Consider the following 13322-nt stretch of genomic DNA (forward strand, 5'->3'; position numbering starts at 1 on the left):
CCTCCGAGGAAGAAGCCATGGCCGAACCGCTCCACATCGCCCGCGCCGGCGACCTCTCACTCGCCCTGCTGCCGAATATGGCCAACCGCCACGGGCTCATCACCGGCGCCACCGGCACCGGCAAGACCGTCACGCTGCAGTCGCTGGCCGAACGCTTCTCCTATATCGGTACTCCGGTGTTCATGGCCGACGTGAAGGGCGACCTCTCGGGCATGGCTGCGGCCGGCACCGTCAGCCCGAAGCTGCAGCAGCGCCTCGACATGCTGGGCATCACCGATTTCGTGCCCTACCCGAGCCCGGTCTGCTTCTGGGACGTGTTCGGCGAATCCGGCCACCCGATCCGCGCCACCGTCAGCGACATGGGTCCGCTGCTGCTGGCCCGTCTGCTCGGTCTGAACGAAACGCAGGCGGGCGTGCTCACCATCGTGTTCAAGGTGGCCGACGACCACGGCCTGCTGCTGCTCGACATGAAGGACCTGCGCGCGCTGGTACAGCACGTCGGCGACAACGCGGCGCAGTTCAAGACCCAGTACGGCAACATCTCGACCGCGTCGATCGGCGCCATCCAGCGCGGCCTGCTGCAGCTCGAGGAGCAGGGCGCCGACCGCTTCTTCGGCGAGCCGATGCTGGACATCGCCGACCTGATGACCTTCGACGAGCACGGCCGCGGCACCATCAACATCCTGGCCGCTGACCGCCTGTACAACTCGCCCAAGCTCTACTCCACCTTCCTGCTGTGGCTGCTGGCCGAACTGTTCGAACAGCTGCCGGAAGTGGGCGACATGGACAAGCCCAAGCTGGTGTTCTTCTTCGACGAAGCCCACCTGCTGTTCAACGAGGCGCCGCCGGCGCTGCTGGAAAAGATCGAACAGGTGGTGCGGCTGATACGCTCAAAGGGCGTCGGCGTCTATTTCGTGACGCAGAACCCGCTGGACGTGCCCGATTCGGTGCTCGCCCAGCTCGGCAACCGGGTGCAGCACGCGCTGCGCGCGTTCACGCCGCGCGACCAGAAAGCGGTCAAGACCGCTGCCCAGACCATGCGGCAGAACCCCAAGTTCGACGCCGAACAGGCCATCCTCGAACTGGGCACCGGCGAAGCGCTGGTGTCCTTCCTCGACGAGAAGGGCCGGCCGTCTATGGTCGAGCGCGCCTTCGTGCTGCCGCCGGCATCCCGCCTCGGCCCGCTGACCGCGGACGAGCGCAGCGCGATGATCCAGCACTCACCGATGCGCGGCCGCTACGAACAGACGCTGGACCGCGAGTCCGCCTACGAAATGCTGGCCGCTGCAGTGAACGCGAATCCGGTCGCCACCGGCAAGCCTGTGCCGGGCGCACAACCCGGTGCGACCAACGCACCAGCCGGTGACGGCGGCCTGCTCGGCGGGCTGCAGGATCTGGTGTTCGGCTCGACCGGCCCGCGCGGCGGCCAGCGTGACGGTCTGGCCCAGACCGCCGCCAAGACGGTGGCGCGAACCGTCGCCAGCTCGATCGGCCGCGAAATCGTGCGCGGCGTGCTCGGTTCCATCCTCGGCGGACGACGAAAATAGTGAGCAGCGCCGACGCGCGCCTCGGCATCTGGCTCGCCGTCATCGCATCGGCCGGCTTTTCGCTGAAGGCCATCCTGGCCAAGCTCGCCTATCCACACGGCGTCGATCCGGTGACGCTGGTGGCGCTGCGCATGCTGCTGGCCGCCCCCGTCTTCGTCGTCGTGGCTTGGCGCGAAGCGCGGCGCGGCGCGCCGCTCAGCGCCCGCGACTGGGCGACCGTCACGGTGCTCGGCCTGTTCGGCTACTACGGTGCCAGCATGCTGGATTTCTATGGCCTGCTCTACATTTCCGCCGGTCTGGAACGGCTGGTGCTGTTCACCTACCCGACGCTGACGCTGCTGATTGGCTGGATGGCGCACGGCCGCCGCATCACGCGGCGCGAAATCGTCGCCAGCCTGCTCTGTTACGGCGGCATCGCGCTGGCCGTGGTGCACGACATCGAAGTGAGCGGCGAGGTGGCCGTCATCGCGCTGGGCTGCGCGCTGGTGTTCGGCTCCTCGCTCAGCTTCGCCATCTACCTGACCGGTGCCGCGGCGCCGATACGCAAGCTCGGCGCGACGCGCTTTTCGGCGCTCGCCACGCTGGTGTCGACGGTGGCGGTCAGCCTGCACTTCGTCGCCGTGCGCCCGCTCGACGCGCTGGCACAGCCGGCGCCGGTACTGTGGCTGGCGGTGGCGATGGCACTGTTCTCGACCGTGCTGCCGGTGTTCCTGCAGTCGGCGGCGATCCGCCGCATGGGTGCGCAGACCGCAGCGCTGGTCGGCAGCACCGGCCCGGTCATCACCGTCTTCCTCGCCTGGTGGATGCTGGCCGAACCGGTGTCGGCACTGCAGATCGCCGGCACCGTGCTGGTGATCGCCGGCGTGCTGTGGGTGGGCCGGCGCTGAGCAAAGCGTCACGGCAGCGGAATACGGTCATGCTATTTTCATCGTCCTTTCCGGGGACAGGGATGGATGCATGGACGTATCGCGTTTCGAACAGCTGATCCACCGCCTCGAAGCGGTGGCTGCGCGCAACCCGTCGGGCTATCGCGCGCGCGTGGCGGCGGTGGCGCTGCTCGGCTTCGTCATCCTGGCCGTCGTGCTCGGCATGGCCCTGCTGATGGTCGGCGCGCTGGCCGGCGTCGTGCTGATGCTGTTCAAGGGCGGTGGCGCGGTCGCGCTGATCGCGCTGAAGCTGGGCAAGGCCCTCATCCTGCTCGCGTTGCCGCTGTGGCTGCTGCTGAAGACCTCCTTCCGCATGCTGCTGGCGCGCTTTCCGGCCCCGGAGGGCCTGGAGATCACGCGCGCCGACGCTCCGCGGCTGTTCGAGCGCCTCGACGACATGCAGCGACGGATGAACGGACCCGCCTTCCATCACGTGCTGCTGGTCGACCAGCTCAATGCCGCCGTCGTGCAGCACCCGCGGCTCGGCCTGTTCGGCTGGAACCGGCACTACCTGATACTGGGCCTGCCGCTGCTGCAGACGCTGGACGAGGACGAGGCGCTGGCGGTGGTCGCCCACGAATACGGTCACCTGGCCGGCGACCACGGCCGCTTCGGCGCCTTCATCTACCGGCTGCGCGGCGCCTGGGGCCAGATGCAGGCGATGGCGCAGACCTGGGACGACTGGGGCAGCCGCCTCGTCGCCCGGCTGTTCGGCTGGTACGCGCCCTGGTTCAACGCCTACTCGTTCGTGATGGCGCGCGCCAACGAATACCAGGCCGACCGCTCGTCGGCCGAACTGGTCGGTGCCGCCGCGGCCGCCCGCGCACTGCAGCGGGTGGGCGTCGCCGCGCGCTTCGAGGCGCAGGATTTCTGGCCGGGCATCGACCGCCTGGCCCGGGCGCAGGCCGAGCCGCCGGCCGCACTCAGCGGCGAATGGCGACGCGCGCTGTCGTCGCTCGACGAAGCGCGCGCCTGCAGTTACCGCGACGAGGTGCTGCAGGAAAGCACCGGCTACGGCGACACCCACCCGTGCCTGAACGACCGTCTGCGCGCATTGGGCGAAGCGCCGTCGCCCGTCCTGCCAGCGATCGGTACGACCGCGGCCGAGCGCTGGCTGGGCGACGCACTGCCGCGACTGGCCGGCGTACTCGATGCCCGCTGGCGCGACGACGTACGCACGCGCTGGCAGGAGCGCAACAGCTATCTGGCCGAACGTCTGCAGCAGTTGCAGGCGCTGCGCGAGAACCGGGAGCGCAGCGTCGAGGATGAATGGACGCTGCTGCTGCTGACCGCCGAACTGGACCCGGATGTCGACCGGCGCCCGGCCATCGAGGCGCTGCTCGCGCGGGCGCCGGACCACCTTGCGGCACGCTTCGCGCTCGGCGACCTGAAGCTGGACGCCGATGACGCCGGCGGCATCGACGACATCGAGGCGGTGATGCAGGCCGACGCGGACGCGATACTCGCCGGCTGCGAAACGATCTGGCGCTGGCTGCGCACGCGCGACCCGGTGCGCGCCGACCTGTACCGCGAACGCTGGGAAAGACGGCAGGCACATCTCGCCGGCGTGCAGCACGAAATGGACACGCTGGACCCGAAGTGCGAACTCGGTCGGCACGACCTGTCGCCCGAGGTCGAAGCGGACATCGTGCGCGCCGTGCTGCCGCACGTCGATCGCCTCGCCCGCGTTTTCCTGCTGCGGCGGCCGATCGGCGCCGACCCGCGGGCGCGTGCCTACGTGCTGGCTTTCGACATGACGCGGCGCTGGCTGCGCAGTGAAGAGGCGCTCGGCAAGCTGGCGCGGACGCTGGCGGCGGCGGACTATCCGGTGTCACTGCACGTGGTGCCGCTGGGCGCAAAAGCCTTCCGCGGCTGGCGCAAGCGCATCCGCGCGCTGGGCGTCGACGCGCTGCCGCTGGGCGGCGAAAGCTGAACCTCAGGCGGCCTCAGGCGGCGATCGGCGGCAGTTCGGCGTCGCTCTCGCCCAGCGTGAAACAGAAGGTGGCGCCCTTGCCCGGCTCGGCGCGCGCCCAGACGCGGCCGTTGTGGCGACGGATGATGCGCTGGACCAGCGCCAGGCCGATGCCGGTGCCCTCGAACTCACCTTCGCGATGCAGCCGGATGAAGGGATTGAACAGCTTGTCGGCGTGCGCCATGTCGAAGCCCACGCCGTTGTCGCGTATGTAGATCACCGCCTGCTGACCACGGCCTTCGGCGCCGACTTCGATGCTGCCGTGCGGCACCGGCGACGAGAACTTCCACGCGTTGCGCAGCAGGTTGTCGAGCGCAATGCGCAGCAGGCCGACGTCACCGGCCACCAGCATGCCGGGCTGGATGACGAAGGTGCAGTCGCGGCGCGGATCGCTGGCGCGCAGCATGTCGGCGATCTCCTGCGCCAGCGCGCTGAGGTCGACCGGCTGGCGCTGCAGCGGCATCCGCGTCACGCGCGACAGTTCGAGCAGGTCGTCGACCAGGTGCTCCATGCGCAGCGCGGCGCGCAGGATGCGCGACAGCGCATCGAAACTCGCCTTGCCGAGGCCGCTCACGTCGGGCCGTGTCATTTCCGATTCGAGCACGCTGGCGAAGCCGTGAATGGCGCGCAGCGGGCCGCGCAGGTCGTGCGACACCGAGTAGCTGAAGCTTTCCAGTTCCTCGAATGCGGCCCGCAGGCTGGAGGTGCGGCTGCGCACGCGCTCGTCCAGCTCGTGATTGAGTGCGCGCAGATCCTCTTCCGCCTTGACCTGGCGACTGACGTCGCGCGCACTGCCGCGGTAGCCGGCGATCTGGCCGGAGGCGTCGCGCCACGGGCGGCCGGACAGCGCCATGATGCGCACGCCGCCGTCCTGCTGTCGCCAGTCGATCACGATGTCGCGGAAGGGACGGAATTCCTGCGTCAGCAGCGCGATGTCGTCGTGCCGCTGCGGGCCGGGCCGGCGCATCGCGAACAGCGCGTTCAGCGACAGGCCGCGCAGCGGCCAAGCGCCGTCCGACGTGTACACAATGGTGCGCTCGGCGTCGGTTTCCCAGAACCAGTCGGCCGCCGCCTCGGCGAAATCGCGCAGCCGCGTGCGCTCGGCTTCGAGTTCGCTGATCTTCTTGTCCAGCTTGTCGCGCAGCCGCTCGGCGTACAGCGCGTCGGCGTCGCCGACCACCGGCCGCTGCGGGCCGCGGCTGCCCAGTGCCTCCAGCTCGGCGACCAGCGCGCCGATCTCGCAGGGCTTGACCAGGAAGCGGTCGGCGCCCAGCCGGTAGGCCAGTTCCTCGTCGCGGCGGTCGGTGAAGGTGGCGGTGTAGAAGGCGAACGGGATGGCGGCCAGCTGCGGGTGGGCGCGCACCGCGCGGCACAGGCCGTAGCCATCGAGTTCCGGCATCAGGATGTCGGACACGATGAGGTCGGGCGGCTGCGCCTTGGCCAGTTCGAGCGCGGCGCGCCCGTCGGCGGCGGTGCGCACTGCGTGGCCGCGCGACTCCAGCGCGGCGCTGAGCATCAGGCGAGAGTTCTCGTCGTCTTCGGCGATCAGGATGTCCATCAGGCTCGGGCCAGTACGTCTTCGATCTGTTTCATCACCCGCAGCGGGTCGATGGGCTTTTCGATATAGCCGTTGCAGCCGGCGGCCAGCACGCGCTCACGGTCGCCGGCCATCGCGAACGAGGTGATCGCGATCATCGGAATCGGCGGCCAGCCCTCGGCCGCGCGGATGCGGCGGGCGACCTCGATGCCGTCGATGTCCGGCAGCTGGATGTCGAGCAGGATGAAGTCGGGACGCTCGCGCAGCGCCTCGGCAACCCCGTCCAGCCCGGTCATCGCGCAGCGCGTACCGTAACCTCCGGCGTGCAGGATGAATGTGATCAGTTCGAGGTTGTTCTCGTTGTCCTCGATCACCAGCGCGGTCTTCACGGGCGGCTGCCCTCCGTCGCACGGCCCGAGCCCTCGCGCGGCAGGTGCAGCGTGAAGCGGCTGCCCACGCCCGGCGTGCTCTGCACGTCGACGCTGCCGGACAGCAGTTCGGTGGCGATCTTGCGCGTCAGGTAGAGACCGAGCCCGGTACCGGGCGTCTTCACGCGCAGGTGGGAATCGATGCGTTCGAAGGGCTGGAAAAGACGGGCCAGCCCGGTATCGTCCATGCCGATGCCCGTATCCTCGACGCTGATGTCGAGCCAGCTGCCACGCACGCTCGCCTCCACAGTGATGGTTCCTTCGACGGTGTACTTTACCGCGTTGCTCACGAAATTCAGTATGCATTGGAGCAGCCGGCGGCGGTCCGCCTGGACCAGGATGCCCGGCGGCACGCGCACCTCGATGTCCAGCTTCTTCTCGCGCGCGGCCGGCGTCACCGACTGCACCGCCTCGTCGATCACCGCCTCGACCTCGAAGCGCTCCTCGAACACGTCGATGAAGCCGGCTTCGATCTTCGATATGTCGATCACGTCGGTGATCAGCGCCAGCAGGTGCTTGGCCGAGCCATAGACCCGGCTGAGCTGATCGTGCTGGCGCGTGTTCAGCTCGCCCGCCATGCCGGCCAGCACCACACCGGTGAAGCCGATGATGGAATTGAGCGGAGTGCGCAGTTCGTGTGACATCGAAGCGATGAACATCGATTTCAGCCGGTCGAGATCCTTCAGTCGCTCGTTCGCCTGCGCAAGTTCCGCGGTGCGTTCGGTCACTCTCTGTTCCAGCGTTTCATTGGCCACGCGCAGCGCCTGTTCGGTGCGCTTGATGTCGCTGATGTCGCGCAGCACGCTGGAAATGAACTGCACCTCGCCATCGGCGCCGCGGTGCGCGACCCGTACCGCCGACATCGGCACGCTGCCGCCACCGTGTTTTCGCAACCGCGTCTCGCCGACCCAGATGCCGTCCTTCATCACCGCCGGCAGTTCGACCGTGAGGTAGTGGCGGTAGGCATCCGGCGGGTAGAGGTCGCCGACCAGCAGGTTGTCGGGCAGCTCGCTGCCGGTCAGGCCGACGGTGCGCCGCGCGGACAGGTTCAGGTAGGTGATGCGCAGATCGGTGTCCACCGTGGACACGTAGTCCGGCGTCGCGTCGAGGATGGCCGACAGCCTGACCTGCTCCGCCTGCGCCCGGTGCCGCTCGCGCGCGACCAGGAAACGGCCGAGCAGCGTCGCCACCTCGCCGGCGAAGCGCTGCTCGTCGTGCGCCCACTCGCGCACGTCGCCGGTATGTTCGAGACAGACGACGCCGGCCAGCCGGCCGTCGAGAAAGACCGGCGCGTCCAGCATGGCGCTGACGCCCTCGGCGTCGAGGTAACCGCCGGTGAATTCGTGCACCTGCGGATCGCGGCGCGCATCGGCGGCAGCGATGGTGCGGCCGCTGCGCAGCGCGGCGAAATAGTCGGGGAAGGCGGACGCCGCCAGCACGGCGCCGGAGACATGACCGCGATCGACGTCGATCCGGCGCCGGTCGTACAGGTCCAGGCAGCGCAGCCGGCCGCTGTCGACGTCCAGCCGCCACACGCTGGCACGGCTCACCGACAGTGCGTCGGCCACCACTTCGGTCAGCGTGGCGAGCGCGGCATCGTCGCCGGTCGACAGTGCATGGTCCACGCTGAGACGCATGATGGCCGCGAGCTGGCCGTCCTGCCGTTCGAGCCGGCCGCGTTGCTCGCGCCGCGCGCGCAGGTCGTCGGTCACGTCGATGAAGGTGGCCTGGATGGCCTGGGCGCCGTCCCAGCTGACCTGGCGGATGACCGAATCCAGCGTGCGCCGCTGGCCGTCCGTGCGCACCACGTCGAGCTGCATCGGCAGCACGCGGCCGGACGCCAGCAGGCGGCGGTTGCTGTCGCTGGAAATGACCGGCAGGTCGTCCGCCACCACCATGTCGGCCAGCGAGTGCTGTCCCATCAGGTCAGCCACCGACTGGAAGCCGAGCAGTTCGGCCGCGCGCCGGTTGGCGTACAGCGGCTGGAACTGGCGGTGAATCAGGATGCCCTGGATCGAGCCGTCGAACAGGTCGAGCAGCTGCGCTTCGCGGGTACGCGCGCGACGCGACGCGGCGGCGCGCTCGTTCAGCGTGATCGACAGCGAGTAGGGCGCGATCGACATCGTGATGACGAAGGCCTGCAGCAACAGCAGCGCACGCAGCGGCGTCTCGCTGCCGAAGGGGCCCAGCCCGGTCTGCGTGCCGTACAGCGCGACGCCGTTCATCAGCACCAGCAGCAGGCTCATCCAGCGCACCTTGAGGCGGATCGCCGACCACACCAGCACCGCCGGCAGCACCAGCATGTAGGGCTCGGGACCATCGAGCACGCGCAGGAAGAGCGCAGCCGTCACGCCCAGCGTCAGCAGCAGCCAGGGCAGCACGGTCCGCAGGTCGGCCATCAGCCTCTGCAGCTGCAGGCGACCGATCCAGCCGGCGACCAGCTGCACCACCAGCAGCGTGCCGGCGAAGTGGGCGGCCGCGTGCAGCGTCCAGTCCGACAGATAGAAGGGCGCGCCGGCCGACCAGGCGTCGCTGGCGCCGCGGGCGATGGCCAGCAGCAGCGCAACGCCGATGAACCACGCGTAATGGTCGGCGCGCATGCGCGGGTAGGGCTGCAGCGGGAATGTGCGCAGCACCTGCGTGCCGACGCAGACCAGGACGCCGGTCAGTGCTGCATTCAGCGTCGCGGCCAGCGGCGTCTGCCCGGCCAGCACACCCTGCACCAGCGTCACCAGCATGACCGGCACCGCGTGCGCGAGGCCGAACAGCAGCACCACGGCGAAGGCGATGCCGAGGCCGATCTGCAAGACCGGCGGCTGGCCGTCGGACAGGCCGAGCAGCGGATCGACCTGGGTCGCCAGTGCACAGGCGGCCGCGCTGGCGACGTAGCGGAGCGGATGCAACGAGGCGCGCGGAGATGCAGACACGATATGCTGCGGCAGTGAATGGTCGGCGCATCTTAGCGTCCTTCCGGCGCCGCGACCTATCGGCACAAGGAACGATGGACGCGGCGCGGCGTCCACCGCCCAGCTCTTCAACCCTCGTCAACCACGATGACACGCCTGCTCCGCCTCGGCCTCATCCTCGCCGCCCTGCTGCAGCCCGCGCTTGCCGCGCAGTGCGTACCGCCCGGCCGCTGGATCGCCCCGGGCAAGGGCGAACTCGACGCCGGCAGCGTGCTCGCCCGCGCCAGCGCGCAGAGCGTGCTGCTGCTCGGCGAGACGCACGACGTCGCCGCTCACCATGACTGGCAGCTCGACACGCTGCGCGCGCTGCACGCGCGGCGCCCGCAGATGGTGATCGGCCTGGAAATGCTGCCGCGCAACGCACAGCCGGTGCTCGACGCCTGGGTGCGTGGCGACATCGACGAGACGGCGCTGTTCGAGCGCACCGGCTGGACGCGCACCTGGGGCGTGCCGCCGTCGCTGTACGCGGGCATCTTCCGCTTCGCGCGCGAGCACCGGCTGCCGATGCGCGCGCTGAACATCGAGCGCCAGGTGGTGCGCGAGGTGTCGAAGCTCGGGCTGGCCGGCGTACCGCCGGCGCGGCGCGAAGGCGTCGGCGATCCGGCCGACGCCCCCGACAACTATCGCAACTGGCTCAAGCAGATCTGGAGCGATCACATGCCGCGGGCGCAGGCGACGTCGAACGAGGCCTTCGTGCGCTTCATGCAGGGCCAGCTGCTGTGGGACCGCGCGATGGCCGAGGCGCTGGTGACCGCAGCGCGCGAGTACCCGCAGGCGCTGGTGGTCGGCCTGATGGGCAGCGGCCACGTCATCCACGGTCACGGCGTTGAACACCAGCTGCGCGCACTTGGCGTGGCCGACGTCGGCAGCCTGCTGCCGTGGGACAGCGACGCCGACTGCGGCGATCTGGTCGCCGGCGTCGCCGACGCCGTGTTCGGCATCGTGCCGACGGTGCAGGACAGACTGCGCTGATGCGCGCGCTGCACCGGCTGGCCGTCGCCTGCACACTGTGCTGCGGCAGCGCGCTGGCCGCACCGCATTACACGATCACCGCCCGGCTGGCGCTGGCCAGCGGCACGCTGGACGCCGCCGCCCGCATCGTGCTGCCGGCCGGCGAAACGGTGGCACTGCGCATGGACGGCGCCCACCGCATAGAGTCGATGCAGCTCGACGGCCGCCCGCTGAGCGCCGCGCGCGACGGCGGGCAGTGGCGCATCGAGCTCGCCCCCGCCACGCGCGACCGCCAGCTCGAACTGCGCTGGCAGATCCGCGCCCAGGCGCCGGACAGCGCCGCCCGCCATCGCGACACGCTGACTGCCTTCGCGCCACAGATCGGCGAGGCAGGCAGCTTCCTGCCGGCCGGCGGCGCCTGGTATCCGCTGCCGCATGACAGCGCCGGCCCGCTGCTGCACCGTTACGCGCTCAACGTAGACCTGCCCGCCACGCAACGCGCGCTGGCGCCGGGCGACCTGACGCAGGACACGGTGCGCGACGGCCGCCGCAGCCAGCGCTTCGAAGCGCGCCAGGACGGCGAGGGCGCCGACCTGATGGCCGGCCCGTGGCAGCAGACGACGCGCGCGCTGCGCGCCCGCGACGGCCGCACACTGACGCTGGTCACGCTGTTCCACCCCGAGCTGGCGGCTGAAGCCGGGGGCTATCTCGACGCTGCGGCGCAGGCACTGACGCAGTTCGAGGCGCGCTTCGGCGACTACCCGTACAGCCGCTTCAGCATCGCCTCATCGCCGACGCCGACCGGCTTCGGCATGGCCGGCCTGACCTACCTCGGCATCGACGTGCTGCGCCTGCCCTTCATCCGCCACACCTCGCTGCCGCACGAAATCGCGCACAACTGGTGGGGCAATGGCGTGCATCTGGCGCCGGACAGCGGCAACTGGTCGGAAGGCCTGACCACTTTCGTCGCCGACTACGCACAGCGCGAAGCGCAGGGCGACGACGCGGCGCGCACGCTGCGCCTGGACTGGCTGCGCGGCCTGTCGGCGCTGGCGCCGGCGGCGCACGACAGCCTGGCCGACTTCGGCGGCCGCACGCATGACGCATCGCAGGCCATCGGCTATCACAAGGCGGCGCTGGTGTTCCTGATGCTGCGCGACACGCTGGGCAGCGCCACCTTCGACCGCGCGCTGCGCACCTTCTGGTCCACCCACCGTCACCGCCGCGCCGGCTGGGACGATCTGCGCCTCGCTTTCGAGCAGGCGTCGGGCCGCGACCTGCGCCGCTTCTTCGCCGAATGGGTGGAGGGCCGTGGCCTGGCCGAACCGCGGCTGGACGCAGTCAGACCGGGCGCCGACAGCGTGACGCTGACACTGGCGCAGCCGGCGCCGCCCCATCTGCCTGGCCTGCCGCTGCATCTGCGCGACCCGGACAGCGGCGCGCTGCGCATCGAAACACTGACGGTCGACCGGCCACAGCAGTCCTTCACGCTGCCGCTGAAGGGCTGCGCCGAACTGGCGATCGACCCGGACTTCCGCACCGCGCGGCGGCTGCGCCCGGGCGAGGCACCGCCCATCCTGCGCGAAGCGACGCTGGACGGCACGCTGGCGCTGACCGTGCTCGACGGCGGCGACGCGCGCGTCGGCGCAGCGGCCGACGCACTGGTTGGCGACTGGCTGGACACGCCGCCGCCGCGGCTCGCCGCCGACGCCGCACCCGGGCGCACTGCCCGCATGGTGATCGGCCGCAGCGCCGACCTCGACCGCTGGCTGGCGCGGCACGGCCTGCCGGCCCGCCCGCGCGACGGCGATGTCGTGGCCTGGGCCGTGCGCAGCGCGGCTGGCGGTACGCTGGCATTGGTCGCCGCACGCGACGCCGACGCGCTGACCGGCGCCCGGCGAGCGTTGCCGCACTACGGTCAGCAGGGCTGGGTAGTCATCGACGGCGGACGCGCCAGCGCGCGCGGCCAGTGGCCGGCGCAGACGCAATGGACCCGGGTGTGCGCGCTCAGCGCGCGATGAGCAGCGCGTCCAGCCCGAGCCGGTCGCGCAGCAGGCGGGCGGCCGATTCGGCCGCTTCGCGGCTGGCAAAGGGCCCGGCCTGCACCCGGTGGCGGCTGCCGTCGCTGTTCACCCGCACCCGATCGGCCAGTTCAACCAGACCGTCGACGACACGCCGGCTCAAGGCCTGCGCGTTGTCGAGGCCGGCAAAGGCGCCCAGCTGCAGCCAGTGACCGGTGTCAGCCGCCGCTGGCGCGGCTTCGGTCGACAGCGCGGCAATCACGTCAGCTTCGGCGGCACGCTCGACCGGCGGCGTGCGCTGCACTTCCGGCCGTCCGGCGGCGCGACGCGCCAGCAGATCACCCGGGCTGCCTTCGGCGAACACGGCCTCGACCTCGACCTCGGCGCTGCCGTCGTTCACATAGCCGAGCTTGGCGGCGGCGGTCCACGACAGGTCGATCACCCGGCCCGGCTTGAACGGGCCGCGGTCATTCACCCGCACGACGACCGAGCGGCCACTGGCCAGGTGAGTGACGCGGGCGTAGCTCGGGATGGGCAGCGTCGCGTGCGCGGCGGTCATCGCGTACATGTCGTACACCTCGCCGCTGGAGGTTTTCTGGCCGTGGAACTTGCGGCCGTACCAGGAACCGCGGCCGCGCTGGCGGAAAGGTTTCGCCTCGGTCATCGGCACGAACTGCATACCCAGCGCTGAATAGGGCCGGTTGGCGAAGCGGTGCAAGGGTTCGTCGCGCGGCACGGCGTCGGGGATGGCGGCCAGCGTGGCGGCGTCCGGCGCGTTGTCGCCCGGGCCGTCGTCCAGGTAGTAGCCGCCACCACGCTTCGTCACCGGCGGAGCCGGTTTCGCCGGCTCGCCCGGCGGAGCGCGCACGACCGGCGCCGGGTCCGGCTCGACCTCGGTCACCGGCGGCGCACCGGCACAGCCGGCGAGCACGGCGGCGGCCGACAGCAGCGCGAGCAGGCCACGGATGTGCACG

9 protein-coding genes are annotated in these 13322 nt (G+C 70.6%); 5 read left to right on the forward strand and 4 right to left on the reverse strand.

What is annotated here, in order from left to right; genetic code table 11:
- The first annotated feature begins 17 nt into the window (after positions 1–17).
- The 3 genes from WJU27_RS16410 to WJU27_RS16420 all read left to right on the forward strand — a co-directional run bounded on the left by WJU27_RS16410 (position 18) and on the right by WJU27_RS16420 (position 4406).
- On the forward strand, positions 18–1547 hold the full coding sequence (locus WJU27_RS16410) for a helicase HerA-like C-terminal domain-containing protein (protein WP_020162889.1): 1530 nt from the start codon (positions 18–20) through the stop codon (positions 1545–1547).
- Positions 1547–2434, forward strand: a complete 888-nt coding sequence (locus tag WJU27_RS16415; protein ID WP_341422763.1) for a DMT family transporter — start codon at positions 1547–1549, stop codon at positions 2432–2434. Before WJU27_RS16410 ends, WJU27_RS16415 begins: the two co-directional genes overlap by 1 nt.
- A 70-nt stretch (positions 2435–2504) precedes the next feature.
- Positions 2505–4406 carry a M48 family metallopeptidase gene (locus WJU27_RS16420; protein ID WP_341422764.1) on the forward strand — a complete coding sequence of 634 codons (1902 nt, stop codon included), beginning with the start codon at positions 2505–2507 and terminating at the stop codon, positions 4404–4406.
- 13 nt (positions 4407–4419) lie between these two features.
- Here the strand turns inward: WJU27_RS16420 and WJU27_RS16425 are convergent, their stop codons facing one another.
- From WJU27_RS16425 to WJU27_RS16435, 3 genes are read right to left on the reverse strand one after another with little or no spacing between them, the layout of a single operon-like run.
- The gene (locus WJU27_RS16425; RefSeq protein WP_020162886.1) at positions 4420–6003 is read right to left on the reverse strand and encodes a sensor histidine kinase; all 1584 of its coding nucleotides are present in this window, start codon (positions 6001–6003) and stop codon (positions 4420–4422) included.
- Positions 6003–6371: a response regulator gene (locus tag WJU27_RS16430; RefSeq protein WP_296807581.1), complete on the reverse strand. Its 369-nt coding sequence runs from the start codon at positions 6369–6371 to the stop codon at positions 6003–6005. Before WJU27_RS16430 ends, WJU27_RS16425 begins: the two co-directional genes overlap by 1 nt.
- The gene (locus WJU27_RS16435; RefSeq protein WP_341422765.1) at positions 6368–9337 is read right to left on the reverse strand and encodes an ATP-binding protein; all 2970 of its coding nucleotides are present in this window, start codon (positions 9335–9337) and stop codon (positions 6368–6370) included. Before WJU27_RS16435 ends, WJU27_RS16430 begins: the two co-directional genes overlap by 4 nt.
- 126 nt (positions 9338–9463) lie before the next feature.
- Between WJU27_RS16435 and WJU27_RS16440 the strand changes: the two genes are divergently transcribed.
- Complete coding sequence (locus WJU27_RS16440) at positions 9464–10348, forward strand: ChaN family lipoprotein (RefSeq protein ID WP_341422766.1); 885 nt, start codon at positions 9464–9466, stop codon at positions 10346–10348.
- Positions 10348–12348: a M1 family metallopeptidase gene (locus WJU27_RS16445; RefSeq protein WP_341422767.1), complete on the forward strand. Its 2001-nt coding sequence runs from the start codon at positions 10348–10350 to the stop codon at positions 12346–12348. The genes WJU27_RS16440 and WJU27_RS16445 overlap by 1 nt, the downstream gene beginning before the upstream one ends.
- On the opposite strand, the gene WJU27_RS16450 is transcribed toward WJU27_RS16445, so the two are convergent.
- The gene (locus tag WJU27_RS16450) at positions 12335–13321 is read right to left on the reverse strand and encodes a septal ring lytic transglycosylase RlpA family protein (RefSeq protein ID WP_341422768.1); all 987 of its coding nucleotides are present in this window, start codon (positions 13319–13321) and stop codon (positions 12335–12337) included. The genes WJU27_RS16445 and WJU27_RS16450 overlap by 14 nt on opposite strands.
- Between the last annotated feature and the right edge of the window lies 1 nt (position 13322).

It is taken from the genome of Methyloversatilis sp. NSM2, from assembly GCF_038066675.1.
GTDB classification, from domain to species: domain Bacteria; phylum Pseudomonadota; class Gammaproteobacteria; order Burkholderiales; family Rhodocyclaceae; genus Methyloversatilis; species Methyloversatilis discipulorum_A.